The organism is Shinella sp. AETb1-6, from assembly GCF_009826875.1.
In the GTDB taxonomy this organism is placed as follows: domain Bacteria; phylum Pseudomonadota; class Alphaproteobacteria; order Rhizobiales; family Rhizobiaceae; genus Shinella; species Shinella sumterensis.
Genome location: NZ_WUMM01000001.1, coordinates 560441 through 585245, shown reverse-complemented (window position 1 = coordinate 585245; position 24805 = coordinate 560441). Strand labels below are relative to the sequence as shown.

The window sequence follows — 24805 nt, the reverse complement described above, 5'->3', positions numbered from 1 at the left end:
GAGTCTCGCCCTTGTTCCATTCCTTTTTCCCGCAGCCCAAGCTGTTCTTCTCGTCCTTCGTCGTCTGGTCGATCATCTGCATGGTGGTCTGGTATACGGTGGGGCCGCAAATGGGGGCGGCGATCGGCTTGCCGCCGCTGGCGCCCGGTGAGGCCGCGCCGCTCGGCTTCGCCTATTTCATATCGCCCGACAATCTCTGGTTCTACCTGTATTTCGCGATCTTCGTCGCGATCTTCGGCGGGGCCTGGAAGCTGATCGCGCGTGACCATCCCTGGACGAACTGGTCGATCTGGGGCACCGCGTTCCTCATCTTCATCGCCTATTTCACCGTGCAGGCCTATGTCGCCATCAACAACTGGCGCGGCCCGTTCTTCGACCTCTTCCAGAAAGGCCTGACCGGGCCCGGAAACGTCACCGCGACCGAATTGTGGGACATGCAGATCTACTTCCTGCAGATCGGTGCCGTCGCCGTCGTCATCAATGTCGTCACGGCCTTCTTCACCAACCACTACGTCTTCCGCTGGCGTACCGCGATGAACGACTACTACATGTCGCTCTGGCCGAAGCTGCGTCACATCGAAGGCGCCTCGCAGCGTGTGCAGGAAGACACGATGCGCTTCGCCAATATCGTCGAAGGCCTCGGCGTCGTCTTCATCAACTCCATCATGACGCTCGTCGTGTTCCTGCCGCTGCTCTTCAAGCTGTCGGAGCATATGGCGGATGTGCCTATTCTCGGCGCCATTCCGCATTCGCTGTTCTGGCTCGCCATCGGCTGGTCGATCTTCGGTACCGCGCTGCTGGCGCTCGCCGGCATCAAGCTGCCCGGCCTGCAATTCCGCAACCAGCGCGTCGAGGCGGCCTACCGTAAGGAACTCGTCTATGGCGAGGACGATGCGGACCGCGCACAGCCGGTCACGGTGCGGGAGCTGTTCAACAATGTGCGCAAGAACTACTTCCGCATGTACTGGCACTATTGCTACTTCAACATTGCGCGCTTCGGCTACAACCAGCTCGACGGCAGCTTCCTCACCTTCATCCTGATCCCCACCGTCGCGGCGGGCAAGATCACGATGGGCCTGTGGCAGCAGATCAGCACGGCCTTCGGGCAGGTGACGGATTCCTTCCAGTATCTCGTCAGCTACTGGTCGACGATCATCGAACTGCTGTCCATCTACAAGCGTCTGAAAGCCTTCGAGGCGGCCATCGACGACAAGCCGCTGCCGGAAATCGACCAGCGTTACCTGGAGCGGGAAGCCGCCGAAGGCGAGCTTGCGGCCAACCGGCCGTAAGGTCTCGGCTTTAACCCATCAGAAAAACGATCAGAGGGTGGCTCCGGCCGCCCTCTTTTCCGTCGCAAGAATGTCCAGCGCCTGCGCATAGCTGACGCAGGCGACATCCTCCTTGCCGCAGGTCTCGGTGAGGAAACGATCGAGCGCCCGCCAATAGGCGCCGGCATTCATCTCGACGAAGTGGAAGCCGAGCTGGAGGGGGATGCGCGCGCCGTCATATTGTCGATTGAAGGCGTCGCGGTAGGCCTTCAGCGTGCTGTCCTCGAAGGCCGCACTCTTATCCGGGTTCTCCTTGCCCTTGGAGTGGCGGACATAGAGATTGTAATCCATCGCGATGACGGGGCGCTGCGAGGCGCCTTCGGGAATGAGCGGCAGGCCGAAGCGGGCGATATCGCCGCTTGTGACCGGCATGGCCGGTCCCTTGGTCACGAGGCTTGCATCATAGGTGAAGCCCTTCGCCTCCAGCGCCTTGACGAGGCCGGGGCCGGCCGAGAGGTAGGGCGCGCGAAAACCCTTGATGTCCTCCGTCACGAAGCGCTGCCAGTCGGCGGGCTCACGCTCGGGCGCGCCGGCATTGCGCCAGCCGTTCTTCAGCGCATCGGCGAAGAAGGTGAATTCGGCCGTCCAGTCCTTCTCGCTCCATTTGCCGCCATCGAAATGGCCGCAGGCATGGCTGCCGATATCGTGGCCTTCCTCCTTCGCCATCCAGATTTCGCTCAGCCTGAGCAGCGTATCCTGCCTGTCGGGCGAGAAGCCCACATTCGAGCGGCCGCGCTTTTCATGCGGCGCCTGGTAGGTCGCGCGGTCCTCGCGCGGAAAGAGGAAGGTGCAGGAGAGGAAATAGGTGAAATGTGCGCCGGTGCGCTTGGCCATGGCGCGGCTCTTCTCCCAGAGCGCATTGTCATGCGCGCCGTCGAAGGAGACGATGACGAGCTGCTTGCGCTTGACCGTTTCGCCGGCCTTGTCCTCGGCGAGCGCCGGCGCGGCCGCCATGGCTGCTGAAAGGCAAAGAAGGACGAAACGAGACGAAAACAACGACAAGAGGACCACCCGCGACAATTTGCAAAGGGTTCGTCTTCGATTGTGAATGCGGCAATCCTTTGATCGGGCTGGCATTATCGCTCCGCGACGGATATTCCTGCGCAAACGGCCCTGCGCCGAACATTCTTCAAGGGGCATTATCATGACGCTGCTCGTCGCCGGTCTCGTTCTCTTCATCGCCACGCATCTGCTGCGGCCCATCGCGCCGGGGCTGCGCAATGCCGCCATCGCCGCGCTTGGCAAGCCGGGCTGGATGGCGCTGCACGGCATCGCCTCGCTCGTAAGCCTTGCGCTCATCGCCTACGGCTTCGTCGTGGCGCGCGAGAATGGCGGCGAGATGCTCTATTACCCGCCGACATTCCTGTCGCATATCGCGCTGACACTGATGCTGATCGCCTCGATCTGTCTCGTCGCCGGGTTCCTCCCGGCCGGCCATATCCGCACGAAGCTGAAGTTCCCCATCCTCGTGGCCATCAAGATCTGGGCGCTGGCGCATCTCCTCGCCAACGGCGAGAGCTATTCCGTGCTGCTCTTCGTGACCGTCCTCGCCTGGGCGGTGATCCTGCGCATCACGTTGAAGAAGCGCATCGCCACCGGCGAGACGAAACTGCCGGTCTTCGTGTCGGCGAAATACGATGCGATTTCCGTCGTCATCGGCCTCGTGCTTTACCTCGCGATCGTTTTCAAGCTTCACGAGTGGGTGATCGGCGTCTCTCCGCTGCCGTGATTGCGGGCTGAACCGGCGCTTTTCGCGCCTGCCCCCTTACAACGCGGCCAAAATGGAGTAGAAGGCGCGAACTCCAATCGTCAGCAAGAGCCGGGCAGGGAATGGTAAATCAGGACGACAGCTTTATCCGCGAGGTGAATGAGGAACTGCGCTCGGATCAGATGCGACTGGTCTGGAAGCGTTTCGGACGCATCCTCATCGGCATTGCCGTGCTCGTCGTTCTCGGCACGATCGGCAAGGTGAGCTACGAATACTGGCGGGATTCGCAAGCATCCGCCGCCGGCGACGAGTTCCTGGCCGCGCTGACACTGGCCCGCGACGGCAAGAAGGACGAGGCGCTCGCAGCGCTCGGCAAGCTCGAGCAGGAAGGCTTCGGCTCTTATCCCGTGCTCGCCCGCATGCGCTCGGCCTCGCTGCTCGCCGAGACGGATACGCAAGGCGCCGTCAACGCCTTCACCGCCATCGCCAAGGATACGTCCGTGCCGCAGCCGGTGCGCGACGCCGCCCGCCTGCGTGCCGCCTATCTGCTGGTCGATACCGGAACCTACGAGCAGGTTTCCGCCGAAGTCGAGCAGCTGACGACGCCGCAGAGCGCCACGCGCCATTCCGCGCGCGAGGTTCTCGGCCTCTCCGCCTACAAGCACGGGGATTATGCGCGCGCCAAGGAATGGTTCGACGCGATCCTCAACGACAACGAGACGCCGCGCAACGTCGCCAACCGCGCGCAGATGCTGCTTGACCTGATTGCGGCAAGCGGCAAGCTGTCCTCCTGATCCGGCGTTTGCCGGACACCGAAACGGAACTGATCCATGAGCTTCACCGTCGCCATTGTCGGACGCCCGAATGTCGGCAAGTCCACCCTGTTCAACAGGCTCGTGGGCAAGAAGCTTGCGCTGGTCGATGACACGCCCGGCGTGACGCGTGACCGCCGCCCGGGGGATGCGCGCCTCATCGACCTGAAATTCCGCATCGTCGACACGGCGGGCCTTGAAGAGGCCGCGCCGGACACCTTGCAGGGCCGCATGCGCGCCCAGACGGAAGCCGCCATCGACGAGGCCGACCTGTCGCTCTTCGTGGTGGATGCCAAGATGGGTCTGACACCCGTCGACCAGGCGCTTGCCGAAATGCTGCGCAAGAAGGGCAAGCCCGTCGTTCTCGTCGCCAACAAGTCGGAAGCCCGCGGTTCCGACGGCGGTTTCTATGACGCCTTCACGCTGGGGCTTGGCGAGCCGACGCCGATTTCGGCCGAACATGGCCAGGGCATGCTCGACCTGCGCGACGCCATCGTCGCCGCCATCGGCGAGGAGCGCGCCTATCCGGAAGACGACGAGGCCGTCACCAATATCGACCTGCGCGCGGAAGCCGCCGAGCAGGGCATCGAGCGCGATGACGATTACGAGCCGGAATATGACGAGACGAAGCCGTTGCGCGTGGCCATCGTCGGCCGGCCGAATGCCGGCAAGTCGACACTGATCAATCGTTTCCTCGGCGAGGACCGGCTGCTCACCGGCCCGGAGGCGGGCATCACGCGCGATTCCATCTCCGTCGACTGGAGCTGGAACGACCGCACGATCAAGATGTTCGACACGGCCGGCATGCGGCGCAAGGCGCGTGTGCAGGAGAAGCTGGAAAAGCTTTCCGTCGCCGATGGCCTGCGCGCCATCCGCTTCGCCGAGACCGTCGTCATCGTGTTCGATTCAACCATTCCCTTCGAAAAGCAGGATCTGCAGATCGTCGACCTCGTATTGCGCGAGGGCCGGGCTGCCGTGCTCGCCTTCAACAAGTGGGACCTGATCGACGATCCGCAGGCGGTGCTGGCGGATCTGCGCGAGAAGACGGACCGGCTGTTGCCGCAGGCGCGCGGTATCCGCGCCGTTCCCGTTTCCGGCCAGACCGGCCGCGGCCTCGACAAGCTGATGCAGGCCGTGATCGACACGGACCGCACCTGGAACCGCCGCATCTCCACCGCCAAGCTCAACCGCTGGCTCGATGCGCAGCAGACCCAGCATCCGCCGCCGGCCGTTTCCGGCCGCCGCCTGAAGCTGAAATACATGACGCAGGTGAAGGCCCGCCCGCCGGGTTTCATGATCTCCTGCACGCGTCCCGATGCCGTGCCGGAATCCTATATCCGCTACCTCACCAACGGCCTGCGCAACGACTTCAACATGCCGGGCGTGCCGATCCGCATCCATTTCAGGGCAACGGACAATCCGTATGCCTCGAAGGCGAAGAAGAAGCGCTGATTTTCGGATCGGGCCTGACGTGTCCGCGGATCGCGCTTGGCGCAAAGCCGAAGCGCGCGCGAAACCGCGCGGCAAAACGGGATTGCGATTCGTAGCCGACCGCCTCCGCGATGCGCAGGATGGAAAGATCCGTCGATTGCAGGAGCTGCATGGCGATGGACATGCGCACATCGATCAGCAGCGACTGGAGCGACCATTTTTCCGCCGCGAGCTTGCGCCGCAAGGTCGCCTCGCTGGCGCCGATGAGGCGGCAGAGCCGCGCGCTCGTCCAGTCCCCGTCCGGTTCATTCGAGATGAGGTCGCGGACGCGGTCGCTGAAGCCGGGCGGTCTCGGCGGGGCGAAGCGCCCACCGGCCAGATCGAGCCAGAGCAGCAGTTCGCCGAGGCGGTGGCGGGCAATCTCGACCGGGATGCTGCCCGGCTCGGTGATTGCCTGCGCGCAATCGGCGAAGGTATCATGGAACCGCTTGTGGGGGCTGTGGATCGGGAAAGCGCGGGGGAAGGGCCGGCCTTGTCCAGCCTTGGCGGCGAAGGCGATCACGGTATCCGGCTCGAAGGCGATCCAGCGCGCTTCATAGGCGTGCCCGCCCTCGGCCGCGTTCACCACATCGAAGGTCTCGCCCTGGGCGAGCGCGATGCACCCGCCGGCGGGCACCACCCATTCCTCCTCGCCGCTGCGCAGTATCTTCGTGCCGCGCTCGACCAGGATAAGGATCGGGCGATTGATCAGGATATTGGCATAGCGCAGACGGTTATACTGCACGATGCGCGCGGAAGCGCCGACATCAGGGCGTATGGCGATGCTCATCCGGTCCATCCTTGTTCCTGCCCGAGCCTAGAGCATTTCCGGTGAACTCCGGTTCACTGGAAATGCTCTAGATTCCTGTTTTTACCGCATTATCCGACGCCGAAGCGACTTCGCTTCGGCTGGAAATGCTCTAGCCTTTCGCGGCCGGGCCGGGCAAGACGCCGGCCGTCACCGCTTGCCCTTGGCGGAGATGGTCGCGGTGGCAAGCGCATTCATGTTGCTCACGAAGCCGACCATGGCGGGCGTCGCGTTGTCGGGCACCGGCAGCGTGTCGATGCCGAGCGCTTTCACGGTGATGGTGTAATCGTGCTCCGGTCCTTCCGGCGGGCAGGCGCCGAGGAAGCCGGGTGCCCCCATATCCGTCGGCGTCATGCGTGCGCCATCCGGTATCCTGGCTTTGCCGCTGCCCGCGCCGGCAGGGAGCGAGGTTGCGTCCGCCGGCAGGTCCACCACGACCCAGTGCCACCAGCCGGAGCCTGTCGAGGCATCCTTGTCATAGATCGTCACCACGAAACTCTTCGTGCCCTCGGGCGCGTTGGACCAGTGGATGTCGGGTGAGAGATTTTGCCCTGTGCACCCCATGATGTCGGAGAACTGTGCCGGCTGGACCCGGCCGGAGGCGAACGCCTCGCTGGCAACGGTGAAATCGGCCGCATGGACGGCGAGGGGGCAAAAGGCGAGGGCAGCGGCGAGGGTCGCCATGCAGCGGTATATGGTCATGGTCTTTCCTGTGTACCGTGGAGACAGGAAAAGTGTAGGCGCAGGCTGCACCCGCATCGGTGCGCGGCCGATCGATTTTGGCGCCGATCCGATCAATCGGCTGCCGGCAGCTTGTCCCTGGCCACCAATGCGCCATGGTGCTGGATGACGGCGGCGGCGACGTCTGCGGCGAAACGCGCGGCGTCCTCAGGGCTTGCGCCCGTGGCGAGGCGGGCGAGGAAGGCGCCGTTGAAACTGTCGCCGGCGCTGGTGGTGTCGACGATCGTCTCGACCTTGGCCGATGGGGCATGGCTGCGCTCCTCGCCGAAGACCAGCGTCGCGCCCTCGGCGCCGTCCTTCACCACCAGATCGGCCACGCCGAGCGCGCGGTAGCGGACGATGGTCTCTTCCAGCCCGGCATCGCCGAAATGGGTCGTTTCGTCGTCGAGGCTCGGCATGACAAGGGTGGCGGCGCGTGCGCCTTCGGTGATCGTGGCGCGCATGCGTCCGGCATCGTCCCACAGGCGCGGGCGGATATTGGGATCGAAGGCGATGCGCTTGCCGGCGGCGCGCGCCCGGCGCAGTTCGGCCAGCAGCGTTTCGACATCTTCCGGCGGCAGGATCGCCAGCGTGATGCCGGAGAAGACGATGAGATCGGAGGCCTCCATCGCCGCGCGCAGACGGTCGCCGTCATGCGCCAGCAGCCGGGCGGCGGAGGCGGAGCGCCAGTAGGAGAAGCTGCGCTCGCCATCCTTCAGATGGATCATGTAGAGGCCGGGCGAACGGCCCTCGATGCGGGCGACATGCGCCGTGCCGATGCCATGGCCCTGCATGAAATTGAGCATTTCGTCTGAAATCGCGTCCGTCCCGACGGCGGAGAGATAGTCGACGCTCCAGTCGGATGGCAGGTACTGGCGGGCATAATAGGCGGTGTTGAAGGTATCGCCGGCATAGCCCTTGCGCAGGAGCCCGCCGTCGGCCTGCATCAGCTCCACCATGCATTCGCCGATTGCAAGCAAACGCCCTGCCATGCCCTGTCCCTCCCGCCTAATTGCGTCGGAAAGAGGAAATACTGTCAAAGAGTTGGCGCGGCAAGACGATGCCCGCGCTTTCGGCGGCCTGTTGCCGCGAAAGGCGACCCAGGCCCGGCACATGGACACCGTAATCGCGGGAAAGCCGTTCCACCTGTGCTTCGAGACGGGCGGTGAAATCGTCGGCGAGAAGCTGCGGCGACAGGGCCAGCACGAAGAGGCCGGCGCCGGGCGACGCGTCTCCCGCCTGGAAATCCGGTGCGTCGAGCGACCAGTTCGCGCCGGTCAGGCCTGCCGCGAGGATTTCGACCATCAAGGCGATGTTGGCGCCGCGCGCGCCGCCGAAGGCGAGAAGCGCGCCCTGCATGGCGGCGAAGGGATCGGTGGTCGGCCGGCCGTCCTGGTCGAGCGCCCAGTCGCCCGGGATCGGCTCACCGCGCGCTGCGGCCTCGCGCACCTTCACGAAGGCGGTGGCGCTGGAGGACTGGTCCATCAATACGAAGCGGCCGTCAGCGAGCGGAGCGGCGAAGGCGAGCGGATTGGTGGAATAGACCGGCTGGGTGGCGCCGGCGCCGGCAAGCAGAGCCGGCCCGTTCGTCGCGGCGATGGCGACGAGGCCTTCCGCCGCGAGGCGTGCGGCATACCAGCCGAGTTCGCCCGTCGTGTAGCTGTTGTGCGCGGTGAAGATGGAAACGCCGAGCGCTCTGGCCTTCGTGACGAGCTCCTCCGACGCGATGTCGAAGCCATATTGCGCCACGCCGCCCATGACGTCGCATTTCAGGATGGCCGGCACGGGGGACGTGATGAGGGGCTCGGCGCGCCCGTCGATGCGGCCATCGACGAGGGCGTGGAGATAATCGGTGAGGTGCGCGAAGCCGACCGCGCCCTTGCCGGCGGCTTCGGCGTCCATCGTCGCGCGGGCTAGCGCAGTCGCCGCCGCCTCGACCATGCCGACGCGCATCAGCGCGGTTTTTGCAAGTGCGAGGGCTTCATCTGGCAAAAGGGTGACGTCAGCTGTCATGCGGTCAACCTGTCTTGGAAAATCGGGGCATCATCCAGACCCGCCGCTGCTTCGTCAACCTGCGAAAAATCCCGCCGCGCGCCGTTTACCCTCCACCGGGCGCGCGCTACATCTTGGCCGAAAGCAAACCAAGCCGGAGCGAGAACGAATGACCAAGCCCCCTGGGAAGGCCGACGACTGGTGGCGCGGCGCGGTGATCTATCAGGTCTATCCCCGCTCGTTCCAGGACACGACCGGGGATGGCATGGGAGACCTGCGCGGCATCACCCGGCGCCTTGGGCACATCGCCTCGCTCGGTGTCGATGCCATTTGGCTGTCGCCGTTCTTCAAGTCGCCGATGGCGGATATGGGCTATGACGTCTCGGATTACTGCGATGTCGATCCGATGTTCGGCACGCTCGCCGATTTCGACGCCATGCTGGCGGAGGCGCACCGCCTCGGCATGAAGGTCGTCATCGACCAGGTGATCTCGCACACGTCGGACCAGCATCCGTGGTTCATCGAGAGCCGTGCGAGCCGGGATAATCCAAAGGCGGACTGGTATGTCTGGGCCGACCCCAAGCGCGACGGCACGGCGCCCAATAACTGGCTGTCGATCTTCGGCGGCCCGGGCTGGGAATGGGACGGCGTGCGCAAGCAATACTACATGCATAACTTCCTGACCTCGCAGCCGGACCTCAACTTCCACAATCCGGATGTGCAGGACGCGCTCTTGAAGACCGTGCGCTTCTGGCTCGACCGCGGCGTGGACGGTTTCCGGCTCGACACCGTGAACTTCTATTTCCACGACAGGAAGCTGCGCGACAACCCTCCGCACGAGCCCGACCCCGAAGAGATCGGCCTGGATGCGCCCGACGTGAACCCCTACGGCATGCAATCGCACCGCTACGACAAGACGCAGCCGGAGAACATCGACTTTCTCAAGCGCTTTCGCGCGCTGCTCGACGAGTACGATGGGCGCATGACGGTGGGCGAGGTCGGCGACGGCGCGCGCTCGCTGAAGACGGTGGCCGACTACACGAGCGGCGGCGACAAGCTCAACATGTGCTACACCTTCGACCTGCTCGGTCCGGATTTCACCGCCGAGCACATCCGCAAATGCGTGCAGGCCTTCCAGCGCGCGGTAACGGACGGCTGGGTCTGCTGGGCCTTCTCCAATCACGACGTCAATCGCCATGTCAGCCGATTCATCAAAGGGCCGGAGGAGCGTGAGCGGGTGGCCAAGCTTGCGATCACGCTGCTGTCGACGTTGCGCGGTTCGATCTGCCTCTACCAGGGCGAAGAGCTTGGGCTGACGGAAGCGGAACTTGCCTTCGAGGACCTGCGTGACCCCTACGGCATCCGCTTCTGGCCCGCCTTCAAGGGACGTGACGGATGCCGCACGCCGATGCCCTGGCAGCACGAAGAGGCGCATGCCGGCTTCAGCACGGCCAAGCCGTGGCTTCCCGTGCCGGAGGACCACGCGCGCCACGCCGTCGATACGCAGGAAAAGATCGCGGGCTCGGTGCTCAACCACTATCGCGCGACGCTTGCCTTCCGCAAGGCGCACGACCTGCTGCATGACGGCGACATGGCCTTCGTGCATTCCAACCAGGACATCCTCGCCTTCACGCGCGAGAAGGGAGGCGAGAAGCTGCTGTTCGTCTTCAACCTGACGCGCGAGAAAGCCGAATTCGTGCCGGCAAAATCGCTGAAGCTCGGCGAGCCGGTCCCCGTTCCCGGCTTCGGCGCGAAGCTGAAGGACGGCACGATCGAGCTGGACGGGCTGGATATGGCGTGTGTGCGGGTATGACCCCTCAGGCGGCCGGGCGCTTCATCGTCTGGTCGCCACGGCCTGCCAGTAGGCCATCGACCGAAATGTCTTCGTCGAGAGCATCCCAATGGATGCCGCCGGGGCTGAGTTCGTAGTCGAGACGCGAGGCCTTGTCGGCTGAGAGAAGGCGTGGGAACCACGCGAGCGGAATTCCGAGCGTGCGGCCATCGTCCAGGTCGACCCACATCGTGTCGGCGTCAAAGCGAACATCAGTTGCCGAAATAGTCATGCCAGGTCTTCTCTATGATCTGCCGGTTTTCCATAACAAGGCGGAGGATAGCAGAGAGTTCCTTGCTGTTGAAGCCGCGACTTTCCGCGATGCCGATCGTCGGATGTAACCAGACTTTTGCGGAAGCCCCGGCGCTACGAACATGAACGTGCACAGGTTCGCGTGGATTTCCTTCGTTTGAGTAGAAAAAGAATTTCAGGCTCTGATGGCTGAAAACGAGAGGCATCGCGGTGTCTCCGATGGGGTCTGTCGTTCAGTTGTCAGGCCGTTTTCGGTGGGTTAACTGCGGATTAATGTCATTTGGTATAATAATCTATTTTTTTATTATTCATTTCGAATTGTCGCCTCCAAACTAAGTTATGTAGAATATAATTCTCAAATAAGTATGTTCGGTGCCGCTAACAGTAAATTTGGGAGCGTTACAAACATCACCCGATCAGCGCGAACCGATCCACATCCACCATGCCGCGGTCCGAGATCTTCAGGTGGGGGATGACGGGGAGCGGCAGGAAGGCGAGCTGGAGGAAGGGTTCTTCCAGCGTGGCGCCGAGCGCGAAGGCGGCCTGGCGGAGGTGGTGCAACGTGTCGCGCACGCTCTCATAGGGCTCCAGGCTCATCAGGCCTGCGACGGGCAGGGCGATCTCGCCGGTGACCACGCCATTCTCGACCACGACGAAGCCGCCCTTGATCTCGCTCAGCCGGTTTGCGGCGCGGGCCATGTCGTCTTCGTCGACGCCGACCACGCAGATGTTGTGGCTGTCATGGCCGACGGTGGAGGCGATGGCGCCCTTCTTCAGGCCGAAGCCCTGCACGAAGCCGTTGGCATGGTTGCCGTTCTTGCCGTGGCGCTCGATGACGGCGACCTTGATGATGTCCTGCGCCAGATCGACGGTCGTCTGGTTGCCTTTGGCGGGCAGGCGGTAGCGCCGGTGTTCGGTGATGATCTTGCCCGGCAGCACGCCGATGACGGGCGTCTCGGCGTCGGTGGCGGGCACGGCGAAATGGGCGGCCTCCACGACGCGGGCCTTGACGCTATCCAGCCCGACGGGCTCCACGGCGGCGCGGGTGGCGAAGAGGGCGTCGTCCACACGCCTGCCGGCGGAAAAGACCATCTCCGCCTTGCAGTTCTCCAGCGTGTCGATGACGACGAGGTCGGCGCGCCAGCCGGGGGCGACGAGGCCGCGGTCGCTGAGGCCGAAGGCCTTCGCAGCGGAAATGGAGGCGGCGCGGTAGACGGCGAGCGGCGCCCGGCCATGGGCGATCGCGGTGCGGATCATGTAATCGAGGTGGCCCTGCTCGGCGATGTCGAGGGGATTACGGTCGTCCGTGCACAGCGCAAGGAAGGGTGACAGGCGTTCCGTCATGATGGGCAGAAGCGCCAGAAGGTCCTTGGAAACGGAGCCCTCGCGAATGAGGATATGCATGCCCTTGCGGATCTTCTCCAGCGCTTCCTCGGCGGTGGTGCATTCATGTTCGGTGCGGATGCCGGCGGAAAGATAACCGTTGAGGTCGTTGCCCAGAAGAAGCGGCGCGTGCCCGTCGATATGCCCGCCCTGGAAGGCCTCCAGCTTGGCGAGACAGACCGGGTCCTTGTGGATGACACCAGGGAAATTCATGAACTCGGCGAGGCCGATGACCTTGGGATGATCGCGGAACGGCAGGAGCCGTTCCACGGGCAGATCGGCGCCCGATGTTTCCAGATGCGTGGCCGGCACGCAGCTCGACAGCTGCACGCGAATATCCATGATCGTCTGCATGGCGCTGTCGAGGAAGAACTGTATGCCCTCCGTGCCGAGCACATTGGCGATTTCGTGCGGATCGCAGATCACCGTCGTGACGCCGTAGGGCAGGACGCAGCGGTCGAATTCGTGCGGCGTCACCAGCGAGGATTCGATGTGCAGATGCGTGTCGATGAAGCCGGGCACGACGATGCGGCCGGTAATGTCGATTTCCGTCCTGCCCGTGTAGGTGCCGCAGGTGCCGACGATGCGGTCACCGCAGATCGCGATGTCCGACGCCACGAGTTCGCCCGTCACCAGATCGAAGAACTGCCCGCCCTTCAGGACGATATCGGCCGGCTCGCGGCCGGTTCCCTGGTCGATGAGGCGTTCCAAGTCGGTCATGGCGGGTCTCCCGAATCCTTTTCTGCGACTCTAGCGGGGTGCGCGCCGGAGGGAAGGGCTATGCCGGGAAAACCTCAGGCCGCAAAGGTCACGGAAAAGGCGAAGCGTTTCGTTTCGCCACCGTCCAGCACGCTGGTATAGGGCCGGTCCTTCAGTTCGGGCGACGCGCCGTATTCGGCCGCCGTGCCATGCCAGGGCTCGATGCACAGGAAGGGCGCGCCGGGCTTTGTCCACAGCGCGAGGTTGGGCAAGTTCTCGAAACGAAAGGCGAGGGACGGACCGTCCTCGGCGGCGTAGACGAGGCTGTCGCCGGCCCCTTGCGGGAAGACCAGGGCGTCGTTGGCGAACAGGTCGTGCGCGAGCACGAGGCGGCCGTGCTCGAAGGGGGATGGCGTGCGGCTCGTGGAGAGAAGGCCGTTTTCCAAGGGCTGGCGCAGCGGCTCGCCGCCGTTTGCAAGGGTCACCATATGCGGTTTTCCCGCGGCGCCCGGCAGCGGCCAGGAGAAGGCGGGATGGTAGCCGAAGCCGAAGGGCATCGGCTCGCCGCCCCGGTTTTCGACCATGCTGGCCACCGTCAACGTGCGGTTGTCGAGCCTGTGTTCGACGGTGAGACGGAAATCGAAGGGGTAGACGGCGCGGGTTTCGTCGGAGGCCTCCAGCGCATAGCGGCAGGCCGTGGCCGACGTGGTCTCGATGGTGAATTCCCGTCGCCGGGCAAAGCCGTGCTGGGCCATGGGATAGGGCCTGCCGTTGATCAGCAGCCTATCGTCCGGCGCCTTGCCGACGATGGGAAACAGCGCCGGCGAGCGGCCGGTCCAGAAGGCGGCGTCGCCGTTCCATAGCCAGCTGCCGCCATCCCCAGATGTTATGGACTGCATCTCGGCGCCGAGGGACGAGACCTCGACGGTCAGGAAGGCGTTCTCGATACGGGTGGTCGTCGGCATCGAATCTCCTTTTGCGGAAAGCCGGTCCTACTGTAGCGCAAATCTTAACGCCGCGTCTCGCGAAGGGCACGTTGCCGGCCGATCTGCAACATCGCGATGCTGGCGAGCACGAGGATGATGGCGGCGATTTCCAGCATGCCGACCGTTTCTCCGGCCGCCCAGCCGATCAGCAGGGCAACGTTCGGCGTGATGTAGGTCGCGCCAGAGGCGGCAACGGCGCCCAGTTCCTGCAACAGGTAATAATAGATCAGGAAGGCCATGCCCGTGCCGAGGATGCCGAGCCCCACGGCAACGCCGGCCGCCGCATGCCAGTCGCCGAGGATGGCCGTGATGCCCGTGCGGTCGGTGAGCGCCAGCAGCACGAGAAGGGCAAGCCCCGTCTGCCATGTGGCGAGTGCCAGCGGCGGCAGGTTATGGGGCGAGAGAAAGCGGCGCACATAGACATAGGAGAGACCGAGGATGCTCGTGGCGGCAAGCATCCACAGCACGCCGTCGATATCGATGCTGCCGCCCGACCGCTCCCACGGGCGGGCGATCAGAACGATGCCGGCAAAGCCCGTCACCACGCCGGCGAGCATCAGGGCATTGGGCCGTTCGGTGCGCAGCACCAGAAGCGTGGCGAGCGTGGTGAAGAGCGAGATCGAGCCGCCGAGAACGCCCGCAATGCCGGACGGCAGGCGCGCGGTGCCCTCCGCGATGGCGAAATAGTAGAAGGCCGTCGCCAGCACCGCCATGACGAGGAAATGCGGAAGGTGCCGTATCTGCTCCCTGTGGATCACGCCGTTCCGCCAGGCGACCACGGCAAGCGGCAGGAAGCCGAAGAAGACCCGCAGAAGGGTGATCTGCGCGGGTGTGATCAGCTCGGACGCCCATTTCATGTAGATGAAGTTCGATCCCCAGAAGAGGCCGAGCAGGACAAAAGCCAGATAGATCGATCGCATGGACGTGCTCCCACCATGCGGGCCTCCGCCGCCAAGGCGGAGCCGACCCGGATCACGGTACGGAGATGATGCGGCCCGCCGCGCCATCCCTGTGGGACCGGCGCGACGGGAAGTCGCCTGTATACGACCTGAATAGTCTCAGATGTTGTTCTGGAGCACGTCGCGCAGCTTGCCGAACAGCTCGTCGATATGGTGCTTTTCGATGATCAGCGGCGGCGAGAGCGCGATGATGTCGCCCGTCGTGCGTATGAGCAGGCCCTGCTCATAGGCTTTGAGGAAGGCATTGAAGGCGCGCTTGGTCGGTTCGCCGGCAATGGGCGAAAGCTCGATGGCGCCGATCAGGCCGACATTTCTGATGTCGATGACGTTGGGGCAATCCTTGAGCGAGTGCAGGCCGTCTTCCCAATAGGAGGCGAGTTCGCTGGCGCGGGTGAGCAGGCCCTCTTCCTTGTAGGTGTCGAGCGTGCCGAGGGCCGCCGCACACGCGATCGGGTTGCCGGAATAGGTGTAGCCGTGGAAGAACTCGATCATGTGCTCCGGGCCGTTCATGAACGTGTCATGGATCTCGGAGGTGACGAAGACGGCGCCCATCGGGATCACGCCGTTGGTGAGGCCCTTGGCGGTGGTGATGATATCGGGCTTCACGTCGAAGTACTGGGCGGCGAAGGGCGCGCCAAGGCGGCCGAAACCGGTGATGACCTCGTCGAAGATCAAGAGGATGCCGTGCTGCGTGCAGATTTCGCGCAGCTTCTGGAGATAGCCCTTCGGCGGGATGAGAACGCCGGTGGAGCCGGCCACCGGCTCGACGATGACGGCCGCGATGGTGGAGGCGTCATGCAGGGTGATGATACGCTGCAACTCGCTGGCGATATCGCCGCCATGCTCCGGCTCGCCGCGCGAAAACGCATTCTTGTCGGGGAAATGGGTGTGCGGCATGTGGTCGACGCCGGTCAGCAGCGTGCCGAACATCTTGCGGTTGGAGACGATGCCGCCGACGGAGATGCCGCCGAAATTGACGCCGTGATAGCCGCGTTCACGCCCGACGAGGCGGAAGCGCGAGCCGTCGCCCTTGGCGCGGTGATAGGCGAGCGCCACTTTCAGCGCCGTTTCGACCGATTCGGAGCCGGAATTGGTGTAGAGCACGTGGTTCATGCCCTCGGGCGCAATGTCCACCAGACGGTTGGCGAGTTCGAACGCCTTGGGGTGGCCGAGCTGGAAGGCGGGCGCATAGTCGAGTTCGCCTGCCTGTTCGCGGATCGCCTCGGTGATCTTGGGCCGGCAGTGGCCGGCATTCACACACCACAGGCCGGCGGTGCCATCCAGCACCTGACGACCGTCATGGGTCGTGTAGTACATGTCCTTGGCGCCGACGAACAGGCGCGGCTCCTTCTTGAACTGCCGGTTTGCCGTGAACGGCATCCAGAAGGCACGCAGATCGTTGGGGGTATTCAGGCGGTTGGACATGCGGTTCTCCATGGTCCCTAAAGTGCCCGGCCCCGCAGGGCGGTGCCGGCCGGCAGATGCTTGGCGATTTTTACCCGATGGTCAAACTATCAACGCGCCGGCCACCGTCAAGGCGTCGTACGGAGGAGCGCATAGCAAAGCGCCCCGGACTTTCGGCCGAGGCGCAGAGAGGCGGTTATCGGGTGTATCAGGCGATGCGCAGTTTCTTTTCCGCACCCGGCGCGGCGTAGATGCGGTCCAGCGAATCGAGGATCGTGAGAACGGCTGCGGACTTGCTGGAATAGTAGATCGTCTGGGCGTCGCGACGGGTCGTGACGAGGTTCTGCGCGCGCAGCTTGGACAGGTGTTGCGAGAGCGCAGACTGGCTGAGGCCGACCTTGGTGGCCAGCGCGCCGACGGCAATTTCGCCACCGACCAGAACCCGCAGGATCAATAACCGTTTGGGGTTGGCCATCGCGGACAGGAAGTCGGATGCAACTTCGGCCTGCGCGTGCTCAGCCTCTGAAATCTTATCCATCTGAAAACTCCTTCTGGCGTTTCCGCTTCAAATCATGACGTTTTAAGTTAATGCGCTTGTAAGCATATAAACAAAACCTCCTGCATCAAGGGCAAGAAATGGGGGTAGGAGTACACTCATAGCGCTAATATGAATGCGATATTCAAGTCTTGATGCTCGGGAGGTCGAGGTCGCTGGAAAGCTTCCGGCGCTGCTCAGCCAGATGCGCGCGCCTCCCGCAGCAGGCGGGCCAGTTCACCGCGCAGCGCGCCGGCATCCGTCAGTTCTTGCGGGAATTCGAGGCGCTTCAGCCGGTCGCCGCTGGCGAGATCGACACCGGCCGCATCCAGGCCGACGATGCTCCAGTTCCCCTCTTTAGCGCCGCAATAGTGGGCTGCGTAGACGCCGGCGGCCTCCGCATGGTCGCTGTTCATGTGGTCGATCGCGCCTTGTTCCATGGCTGCGAGCGCGGCACGGGCCGGCGAACGAATCAGGAGATCGTCCGCCGTCAGCACGAAGGCCTTGCCGAAACCGCCGTTGAGATGGGCACGCAGCGGCACGAGCCGGAAGAAGGCGAAGTCGGGAAAATCGACATAGAGTTTCGCCTTTGGGTGGCGGCGGATGAAGCGCTCGCGAAGTGCCGTGCGGGCTTCACTTTCGCGTGATACTTCCTCGGCCTCGCACAGCACGGTGAGGCGGGGATGGGCGAGCGGGTCGCCCTTGCCGGGTTCGCCCGCCAGCAGGGACGCGCGCGGATCGGCGCGCAGTGCCGTGGTGTGCACGGAGAGCGCCGAAACGAGGATGACAGGTGTTCCGTCCGTATCGGTGCCCGTCAGCGTGCGGCTTGCGAAGGGCGCGCCCGTTTCCGGCTCGAGCACGGCCAGCGCGCAGGAGCGGGCGGAACGCAGCAGCGTGCGGGCGAGGTGGCGCGCCTCGTCGTCGGTGTCGCGCAGAACGCTGGGCTTGTCCTTCTCGGTCATGGCTGGGCTCCATATCGGCAGAAAAAGGCGGCGCCCCGGGGAGCGCCGCCCTGTCTAGACCGAAGCGGGCCGGTTGTCAGCCGCGCCGGCGGTGGCGCGTCAATCCGCCTATGACGTCCTGCGCGCTGATCGTGCCGACGACGGTGCCGTTTTCGACGACGCCGACATTGCCGGGCGTGCGCGCCATGGCGTCGAGCACGTCGACCAGCGGCGTTTCCGGCGCGGTGGTGGCCGTGACGGTGCCGCTGTGCGAGGCGCCGGGCTGCATGACATCGTGCGCCGTCAGCATGTTGATCGGGTTCATGTTCTGCACGAAGTCCGCGACATACTGGTTGGCCGGGTTCTTCACGATCTCCTGCGGCGTGCCGCACTGGATGATGCGCCCGCCCTCCATGATGGCGATGCGGTTGCCGATGCGGAAGGCCTCGTCCAGGTCATGGCTGACGAAGATGATGGTCTTCTTCAGCCGGTGCTGGAACTCCAGGAGTTCGTCCTGCAGGCGGGTGCGGATCAGCGGGTCGAGCGCGGAGAACGGCTCGTCCATGAGCAGGATCGGTGCGCCCGTCGCAAAGGCCCGGGCGAGGCCGACACGCTGCTGCATGCCGCCCGAGAGCTCGTTGACCTTGCGGTTCGCCCATTTGGTGAGGTTGACGAGTTCGAGCTGCTCGGCGACCCGCGCCTTGCGCTCGCTGTCCGGCACGCCGGCAAGCTCCAGACCGAAGCCGACATTGTCGGCGACGGTGCGCCAGGGCAGGAGCGCGAACTGCTGGAACACCATGGACACGGTGTGCATGCGGAAATCGCGTAGCGCCTTGGGCGTTGCCTTGTAGGGGTTCACCGCGCCGGTGCCGGCCTTGACCGCCACATCGCCGCGCACGACGGGTGCAAGCCCGTTGACGGCGCGCAGCAGCGTCGACTTGCCCGAGCCGGACAGGCCCATCAGCACGAGGATTTCGCCCTCGTTGATCGACAGCGTGGCATCGGCAACGCCGAGGACGAGGCCCGTTTCGGCGCCGATCTCGTCACGCGACTTGCCGGCATCGGCCAGAGCGAGCGCTCTCTGCGGATTGTCGCCGAAGATGATGGATACGTTGTTGAAGACGACAGCGTCGGTCATTTGCCGTCTCCTTCGTCAGCGGCGCGGAAGAGGCGATCGAGAATGATCGCGAGGATGACGATACACAGGCCCGCCTCGAAACCCATGGAGATGTTCACGGTATTGAGCGCGCGCACCACGGGAACGCCGAGGCCCTTGGCGCCGACGAGGGCCGCGATGACCACCATGGAAAGCGACAGCATGATCGTCTGCGTGAGGCCGGCCATGATCTGCGGCGTGGCGAAGGGCAGCTCGACCTTGCGCAGCACCTGGCCCGGTGTCGCACCGAAGGCCTGTGCTGCTTCGACCAGCGCGGGCGGCGTGGAGATGATGCCGAGGCGGGTGAGGCGGATCGGCGCGGGGATGGCGAAGATCACCGTCGCGATCAGGCCGGGCACCATGCCGAGCCCGAAGAGGATGAGGGCCGGGATCAGGTAGACGAAGGTCGGGATCGTCTGCATGAGATCGAGGATCGGCCGCAGGATGGAATAGAACCAGGGGCGGCGGGCGGCCGCGATACCGAGCGGCACGCCGACGATCATGCTGACGCCGGTCGCCGCCAGCACGAGGGCCAGCGTTTCCGTGGTTTCCTTCCAGTAGCCCTGGTTCACGATGAGCAGCAGGCCGAGAAAGGTGAAGAGCGCCACCCCGACGGACCGGCGGAAATACCAGCTTGCGGCCGAGACGAGCAGGATGAGGGCAATGGAATAGCCGAATTTGCCGCCGGCGCTGGCGAACGGGCCCTGCAGCACATAGAGCACCGCATCGATGCCGGCCTGCAGGAAGACTTTCAGGAAATCAAACAGTCCCTTGCCGTTCGTCGTCAGCCAGCTGACGGCCTCTTTGGCGATGGGTCCGATCGGAATTTTGGAAACGGTAAGCCAATCCACGAGAATAGGTCCCTGGCTGGAGTGCGAATATTGGCAGCAAGGCGTCCGCAGGCGCAGGCGCAAAGCCGCTCGGATATGTCTGAAGCGCCAGCAGTATCCGGCGGCAAGAAGGGCGGGAAAGTTTCCTCCCCGCCCGATTCTTGTCTGTTAGAGACCAAGTGCGGTTTTCACCGCCGGCAGGGCCTCGCCGCTGCCGTCCTTCGTCGTGACGCCGGCGAGCCACGGCTCGATGGCGGCGGGGTTGGCCTTCAGCCACTCGGTCGCTGCGGCTTCCGGATCCTGACCGTCGTTCAGGATCTTGCCCATGATCTGGTTTTCCATCTCCAGCGAGAACTTGAGGTTCTGCAGGAACTTGCCGACGTTCGGGCACTCGGTCGTGTAGCCCTTGCGCACGTTGGTGTAGATCGTCGCGCCGCCGAAATTGGGGCCGAAGACATCGTCGCCGCCGGTGAGGTAGGTCAGCTTGAAGTTGGCGTTCATCGGGTGCGGCTCCCAGCCCAGGAAGACGACGGGCGTACCTTCCTGCTCGGCGCGGGCGACTTCGGCCAGCATGCCCTGCTCGGAGGACTCGACCACTTCGAAGCCCGAAAGGTCGAACTTGTTGCCCGACACCATGTCGATGATCAGGCGGTTGCCGTCATTGCCCGGCTCGATGCCGTAGATCTTGGAGCCGAGCTCGTCCTTGTGCTTGGCGATGTCGGCGAAATCCTTGATGCCGAGTTCCGCACCCTTGGCATTGGTCGCCAGCGTGTACTTGGCGCCCTCGAGGTTTTCGCGAACGGTCTCGACCGAGCCGTCCTCGCGGAAGGGCTTGATGTCGGCTTCCATCGTCGGCATCCAGTTGCCGAGGAACACGTCGATGTCCTTGTTCGACAGCGAGGTGTAGGTGACGGGAACGGACAGCACGGTGACTTCCGTCTCGTAGCCGAGGTTCTTGAGGATGGTCGTGGCGGTCGCGGTGGTGGCGGTGATGTCCGTCCAGCCGACATCCGAGAAGCGGACCTTGCCACAGCTTTCGGCTTCGGCGGCGGATGCGCCGGCCACGCCCAGCGCGATGACCGAGACGGCGGCGGCAAGCAGTGTCTTGAATGGTGATGCAGCGTTCATTTTATGGCTCCCCTTATAACTGGTGTATTAGACAATCATCAAAACAATGGGCTTTCAAGCCGTCTGAACTAGCCGGAAGCCCCTGAAAGGTCCAATAAATTTCGGGCCTGTTCGCAATTAAACACATTGATGTCGCACTGGATGGGCCCCGGTGTTTTCTGTGGTTTTCAGCCGTTTGCGGCTGGAAAATCGCCCCCTGACGGGCCATGAGGCGGGGACGGAGAAATTCATGGCCAAACTCTATTTCAGCTATGCGACGATGAATGCGGGCAAGTCGACGCTCCTGCTTCAGGCATCCTACAATTACCGCGAACGCGGCATGCGCACGGCGATCTTCATCGCCTCCTTCGACGACCGCGCCGGCACCGGCCGCATCTCCTCGCGCATCGGCCTCTCCGCGGATGCCATCGCCTTCGACCAGAGCGACGATCTCTATCGCCATATCGAGGACCTGAACGGCAACGGCGAGGGGCCGATCGCCTGCGTCTTCGTCGACGAGGCGCAGTTCCTGACGGAGGAACAGGTCTGGCAGCTCGCCCGCGTGGCCGACCGGCTGCATATTCCCGTCATGGCCTATGGCCTGCGCACGGATTTCCAGGGCAAGCTGTTTCCCGGTTCGAAGGCGCTGCTCGCCATCGCCGACGAGATGCGCGAGGTGCGCACCATCTGCCATTGCGGGCGCAAGGCCACGATGGTGGTGCGGCTCGGCGCCGACGGCAAGGTGGCGAAGCACGGTGCGCAGGTGGAAATCGGCGGCAATGACAAATATGTATCCTATTGCCGCCGGCACTGGGACGACATCATGAACGCCGACTGATATCGGCGCCGGCAGAGGAGCCCTCCGATGAAGCCGCTTGCCGCACTGGCCGCCTTGCTCTGTCTTGCCACCCCGGCGCGCGCCGACGGGGACGCTGCCGCGGGTGCCGTGGTTTTCCGCAAATGCCAGGCCTGTCACTCCACCGAACCGGTCAATCGCGTGGGTCCGACCCTTGCCGGGATCGTCGGCCGGCCGGTCGCGTCCGTGGCGGATTACACATATTCGCCCGCCATGGCGGGCTTTGCCGAGGGCGGCAAGGTTTGGGACGAGGCGCTCCTTGCCGAATATCTCCTGTCGCCCAAGGCGATGGTGCCCGGCACGCGCATGACGTTTGCCGGATTGCGCAAGGCGGAGGATATCGCAGATCTTATCGCGTTTCTGAAAGCGCCGCCGGCTCCTTAGCGGGCGCGGAAAAATTTTCCGTGCAGCCTTGCGGCGCGTCCGGCCTGTCCCACATGTTCTGCGGGAAAACCCGCAGGCAGGTTCCTATCTGTCTGAAATCGTATAGTGTTGCGACGGAATAAATCGGGGGGCGAGGACGTCTGCCGTGGAGAGCTCAAGGGGATAGAGGCATATGGCCACACTTCAGAACTTCGATACGGAAATCGAGAAAACCCGCTCGGTCGTCGACCAGATGCGCGGCAAGCTGGAGCAGTCCGGCATCGTGCTGGAGCAATTCGCCAAGGCGGATACCAAGCTCGGCGACGTGAATTTCGATATCGAGAACGCCCGTATCCAGGACGTCATCAACCAGCAGAAGGTGATGGAGGGCAATATCGCCGACCTCATCATCGGGCTGGAGGATGCGACCAATATCTTCGGCACCGAATTCGAGAGCATGAAGAGCTACACGGGCTACGAAAAATTCATCGGCATGTTCTCCAAGCAGAAGATGCAGCGCATGCGCACCGACCGCGTGCGCAACATGTCGCTCGCCGGCAACCTGCAGGAGCTGCTTGCGAAATCCGACACGATCGTCGGCATCCTCAAGGAGCAGAAATCGATCCTCGAACAGCGCTACAAGACCTCCGAGGCGAGCCTGATCAGCGTGATCGAGCGCCGCAAGGGCACGATGACCAATCTGGAGGCCACGCAGAAGCGCATCGAGGAATTGAACCCGCTCCTGATGGACCTCGAGAACCGCATCGCCGCCTCCACCGACCAGCGTGCCCGCACCGACCTCGAAGGCGAGCGCTCGGCACTGGCGACCGAATACAACCAGATGCAGGCGAAGGAACAGGAGCTTCTGGCGGAGAGCCAGACGCTGGAGCGCTACACCTCGATGTTCCAGACCTTCGTCGATTCGCTCAACAACCAGATCGCCGCCCAGAACACGCTGATCAATAAGCTGACCATCGATACCGAGCAGCGCATCGTGCTCTACAAGGCGCTGGAAGACTCGCTGAAGACCGCAGCCCAGCAGGACGTGGCGCACAAGATCAACACGCTCGGTTCGCAGGTCGATACGGCGGCCGAGGAGACGATGGCCGGCATCGGCTCCGCCTCGCAGCGCCATATCGGCGACCTCCTGGAGATGCACGAGAAGAACATGCTGGCGACGCAGGACATCCAGCGCCGCAAGAAACTTGCCGACGACGCCTTCGCCCGCCGATTTCAGGCCGTCATGGACAAGCACAACGCCGCGAACTACGTGAAGTCGTGATGGTATTGGCCGTGCATTTCTTTGCCGGTGCTCAATTGCCCCTCACCCTAACCCTCTCCCCGCAAGCGGGGAGAGGGGACGTGCCCCACGCAGGGGTGAAGATTGGGGAAACCAGCGCGGCATATCTCCTTCGCCCCGCTTGCGGGGAGAAGGTGGCCGGCAGGCCGGACGAGGGGCCATGCTCTTTTTACAAGGGCGTTGTCCGATGAACGCCCCTGCCGACAGCGCCATCGCGCAATATTTCTCCACCATCCGGTCCGCCCTCGGCGGCCTCGAGATCTTCCTGGGCGACCGCAACTCCCCGCTCTACCGCAATTCCGTGGTGGGCGAGGTGATCATGCCCTATCTCGCGCGGCTGAAGGCGTCCTTTGCCTGCTGGGAGAACCGCATCGGCTTCGTCGACCAGTTCCGCGTGTCGCGCGCCGAAAGCGGATTTCCGGTGTTCCAGAACGTGCTGGAGCTGGAAAACGACCGGCAGAGCGCGGAAAAGCGGCTTGCCGCCATGCCGAATGCCGACCAGCTGCGCACGGAAATGGCGGATTTCATTCTTCGCCAGAAGGCATTCCCGAGCGACCTGCAGGCCCGCATGGCCGAACGGCTCTATCTGGAGCAGATCGGCAAGGGCGACATCTTCTCGCCCTTCGTGCTGCCCGAGACCATTCGCGTCGCGGTCAATCCCAAGACCATGCGGCCCTATTACGTGGTGTGCTGGGGGGCATTCGACGGCTCGGCGACGCTGCCGATGGTCTATATGGCGATGATCGAGGATTCGAGCGACAACGTCGTGAAGATGCTCGTGACGAAGGACGGCAAGCTCAATCCGGATGTCGACATTCCGCTGCCCGTCGGCGGGCTGCTGAACCCGGAACTCGCCAGCCGCTTCGACGATTTCGCGCTGAAGAACAGCGCCTATTCGCTGACGCCGGTGACGATCGCCACCAACCTCGACAAGGATTTCCCCACGCTGCATCCCAAGCAGCTGCGCCGCATCGTGCTGGGGCCGTTCTATTCGGCCGGCATCACGGAGAACAATGCGCGTATCAACGACATCCTCTCCAAGGTGCGCCGGCCGGAAAATGCCTGGCTTCTGACCTGGACGGTGCAGGAGGTGTTTTCCAAGGCGGAGCGCCCCGCCCAGAAGGGGTTCTGGAGCTCGACGCCGGCGCAGGAGGAATTCCACATCGAGACCAGCGATCTCGAAGCCACGCGCATGGGCGTCAGCGCCTATGAGAAACATGCGCTGGTGCCGCATGATGCCTATCAGGCGCTCTACGCCGCCGGCGAGACCGAAGGCATTTTCGGCGCCTACAAGGTGCATGTGATTTCAGGAAACCAGGTGATCAGCGAGGTTTGAGACCAATGGTCTCGGCCCGCTGTTCCCGG

Annotated in this window: 25 protein-coding genes; 9 read left to right on the top strand and 16 right to left on the bottom strand. The window is 63.9% G+C overall.

Going from position 1 to position 24805, the window contains the following annotated elements; translation table 11 throughout:
- The first annotated feature begins 11 nt into the window (after positions 1 to 11).
- Positions 12 to 1289, top strand: coding sequence for a peptide antibiotic transporter SbmA (gene sbmA / locus GR158_RS02765; RefSeq protein ID WP_134646900.1), 1278 nt, complete (start codon positions 12 to 14; stop codon positions 1287 to 1289).
- A gap of 30 nt (positions 1290 to 1319) precedes the next feature.
- Here the strand turns inward: sbmA and GR158_RS02760 are convergent, their stop codons facing one another.
- A complete protein-coding gene (locus GR158_RS02760) occupies positions 1320 to 2282 on the bottom strand; it encodes a polysaccharide deacetylase (protein ID WP_160869787.1) in 963 nt (320 codons plus the stop codon).
- Positions 2283 to 2472: 190 nt separating this feature from the next.
- On the opposite strand from GR158_RS02760, the gene GR158_RS02755 reads away from it, so the two are divergent.
- The 3 genes from GR158_RS02755 to der all read left to right on the top strand — a co-directional run bounded on the left by GR158_RS02755 (position 2473) and on the right by der (position 5300).
- Positions 2473 to 3057 carry an NnrU family protein gene (locus GR158_RS02755; RefSeq protein WP_160869785.1) on the top strand — a complete coding sequence of 195 codons (585 nt, stop codon included), beginning with the start codon at positions 2473 to 2475 and terminating at the stop codon, positions 3055 to 3057.
- A 101-nt stretch (positions 3058 to 3158) separates the two neighbouring features.
- Positions 3159 to 3830, top strand: a complete 672-nt coding sequence (locus GR158_RS02750) for a tetratricopeptide repeat protein (RefSeq protein WP_134646904.1) — start codon at positions 3159 to 3161, stop codon at positions 3828 to 3830.
- A 36-nt stretch (positions 3831 to 3866) separates the two neighbouring features.
- Positions 3867 to 5300: a ribosome biogenesis GTPase Der gene (gene der, locus GR158_RS02745; RefSeq protein ID WP_160869783.1), complete on the top strand. Its 1434-nt coding sequence runs from the start codon at positions 3867 to 3869 to the stop codon at positions 5298 to 5300.
- Here the strand turns inward: der and GR158_RS02740 are convergent.
- The 4 genes from GR158_RS02740 to GR158_RS02725 form a co-directional block, all read right to left on the bottom strand.
- Positions 5251 to 6108 carry an AraC family transcriptional regulator gene (locus GR158_RS02740; RefSeq protein WP_160869781.1) on the bottom strand — a complete coding sequence of 286 codons (858 nt, stop codon included), beginning with the start codon at positions 6106 to 6108 and terminating at the stop codon, positions 5251 to 5253. The two genes, der and GR158_RS02740, sit on opposite strands and share 50 nt — an antisense overlap.
- A 168-nt stretch (positions 6109 to 6276) precedes the next feature.
- Positions 6277 to 6828 (bottom strand): YbhB/YbcL family Raf kinase inhibitor-like protein, encoded by a 552-nt coding sequence (locus GR158_RS02735; RefSeq protein ID WP_246665509.1) that lies wholly within the window; start codon positions 6826 to 6828, stop codon positions 6277 to 6279.
- Positions 6829 to 6920: 92 nt separating this feature from the next.
- A complete protein-coding gene (locus GR158_RS02730) occupies positions 6921 to 7838 on the bottom strand; it encodes a sugar kinase (RefSeq protein ID WP_160869779.1) in 918 nt (305 codons plus the stop codon).
- 16 nt (positions 7839 to 7854) lie between these two features.
- Positions 7855 to 8859: an Ldh family oxidoreductase gene (locus tag GR158_RS02725; RefSeq protein WP_160869777.1), complete on the bottom strand. Its 1005-nt coding sequence runs from the start codon at positions 8857 to 8859 to the stop codon at positions 7855 to 7857.
- 148 nt (positions 8860 to 9007) lie between these two features.
- Between GR158_RS02725 and GR158_RS02720 the strand changes: the two genes are divergently transcribed.
- Positions 9008 to 10651, top strand: a complete 1644-nt coding sequence (locus tag GR158_RS02720) for an alpha-glucosidase (RefSeq protein WP_160869775.1) — start codon at positions 9008 to 9010, stop codon at positions 10649 to 10651.
- A gap of 4 nt (positions 10652 to 10655) precedes the next feature.
- Here the strand turns inward: GR158_RS02720 and GR158_RS02715 are convergent, their stop codons facing one another.
- The 11 genes from GR158_RS02715 to GR158_RS02665 form a co-directional block, all read right to left on the bottom strand.
- The gene (locus GR158_RS02715) at positions 10656 to 10901 is read right to left on the bottom strand and encodes a DUF2442 domain-containing protein (protein WP_160869773.1); all 246 of its coding nucleotides are present in this window, start codon (positions 10899 to 10901) and stop codon (positions 10656 to 10658) included.
- Positions 10882 to 11127 (bottom strand): DUF4160 domain-containing protein, encoded by a 246-nt coding sequence (locus GR158_RS02710; protein ID WP_160869771.1) that lies wholly within the window; start codon positions 11125 to 11127, stop codon positions 10882 to 10884. Before GR158_RS02710 ends, GR158_RS02715 begins: the two co-directional genes overlap by 20 nt.
- A gap of 202 nt (positions 11128 to 11329) precedes the next feature.
- Positions 11330 to 13024 (bottom strand): adenine deaminase, encoded by a 1695-nt coding sequence (gene ade / locus GR158_RS02705; RefSeq protein ID WP_160869769.1) that lies wholly within the window; start codon positions 13022 to 13024, stop codon positions 11330 to 11332.
- 74 nt (positions 13025 to 13098) lie between these two features.
- Positions 13099 to 13968, bottom strand: coding sequence for an aldose 1-epimerase family protein (locus GR158_RS02700; RefSeq protein WP_160869767.1), 870 nt, complete (start codon positions 13966 to 13968; stop codon positions 13099 to 13101).
- Between the two features lie 44 nt (positions 13969 to 14012).
- The gene (locus tag GR158_RS02695; RefSeq protein ID WP_134646926.1) at positions 14013 to 14909 is read right to left on the bottom strand and encodes a DMT family transporter; all 897 of its coding nucleotides are present in this window, start codon (positions 14907 to 14909) and stop codon (positions 14013 to 14015) included.
- Between the two features lie 138 nt (positions 14910 to 15047).
- On the bottom strand, positions 15048 to 16373 hold the full coding sequence (locus tag GR158_RS02690; protein WP_134646928.1) for an aspartate aminotransferase family protein: 1326 nt from the start codon (positions 16371 to 16373) through the stop codon (positions 15048 to 15050).
- A gap of 187 nt (positions 16374 to 16560) precedes the next feature.
- Positions 16561 to 16890 carry a helix-turn-helix transcriptional regulator gene (locus GR158_RS02685; RefSeq protein WP_134646930.1) on the bottom strand — a complete coding sequence of 110 codons (330 nt, stop codon included), beginning with the start codon at positions 16888 to 16890 and terminating at the stop codon, positions 16561 to 16563.
- Between the two features lie 194 nt (positions 16891 to 17084).
- The gene (locus GR158_RS02680) at positions 17085 to 17849 is read right to left on the bottom strand and encodes a HugZ family protein (protein ID WP_160869765.1); all 765 of its coding nucleotides are present in this window, start codon (positions 17847 to 17849) and stop codon (positions 17085 to 17087) included.
- A 76-nt stretch (positions 17850 to 17925) separates the two neighbouring features.
- Positions 17926 to 18966, bottom strand: a complete 1041-nt coding sequence (gene choV / locus GR158_RS02675) for a choline ABC transporter ATP-binding protein (RefSeq protein WP_134646934.1) — start codon at positions 18964 to 18966, stop codon at positions 17926 to 17928.
- A complete protein-coding gene (gene choW / locus GR158_RS02670; RefSeq protein ID WP_134646936.1) occupies positions 18963 to 19835 on the bottom strand; it encodes a choline ABC transporter permease subunit in 873 nt (290 codons plus the stop codon). The genes choV and choW overlap by 4 nt, the downstream gene beginning before the upstream one ends.
- Positions 19836 to 19982: 147 nt before the next feature.
- The gene (locus tag GR158_RS02665; protein ID WP_134646938.1) at positions 19983 to 20942 is read right to left on the bottom strand and encodes a choline ABC transporter substrate-binding protein; all 960 of its coding nucleotides are present in this window, start codon (positions 20940 to 20942) and stop codon (positions 19983 to 19985) included.
- Positions 20943 to 21171: 229 nt separating this feature from the next.
- Here GR158_RS02665 and GR158_RS02660 point away from each other — a divergent pair, with 229 nt between their 5' ends.
- From GR158_RS02660 to GR158_RS02645, 4 genes are all read left to right on the top strand, one after another.
- Positions 21172 to 21759, top strand: coding sequence for a thymidine kinase (locus GR158_RS02660; protein WP_160869763.1), 588 nt, complete (start codon positions 21172 to 21174; stop codon positions 21757 to 21759).
- A 27-nt stretch (positions 21760 to 21786) separates the two neighbouring features.
- On the top strand, positions 21787 to 22161 hold the full coding sequence (locus GR158_RS02655) for a cytochrome c family protein (protein ID WP_160869761.1): 375 nt from the start codon (positions 21787 to 21789) through the stop codon (positions 22159 to 22161).
- Positions 22162 to 22333: 172 nt separating this feature from the next.
- The gene (locus GR158_RS02650) at positions 22334 to 23422 is read left to right on the top strand and encodes a hypothetical protein (RefSeq protein ID WP_134646944.1); all 1089 of its coding nucleotides are present in this window, start codon (positions 22334 to 22336) and stop codon (positions 23420 to 23422) included.
- A gap of 205 nt (positions 23423 to 23627) precedes the next feature.
- On the top strand, positions 23628 to 24776 hold the full coding sequence (locus GR158_RS02645) for a hypothetical protein (RefSeq protein ID WP_134646946.1): 1149 nt from the start codon (positions 23628 to 23630) through the stop codon (positions 24774 to 24776).
- The last annotated feature ends 29 nt before the right edge of the window (positions 24777 to 24805 follow it).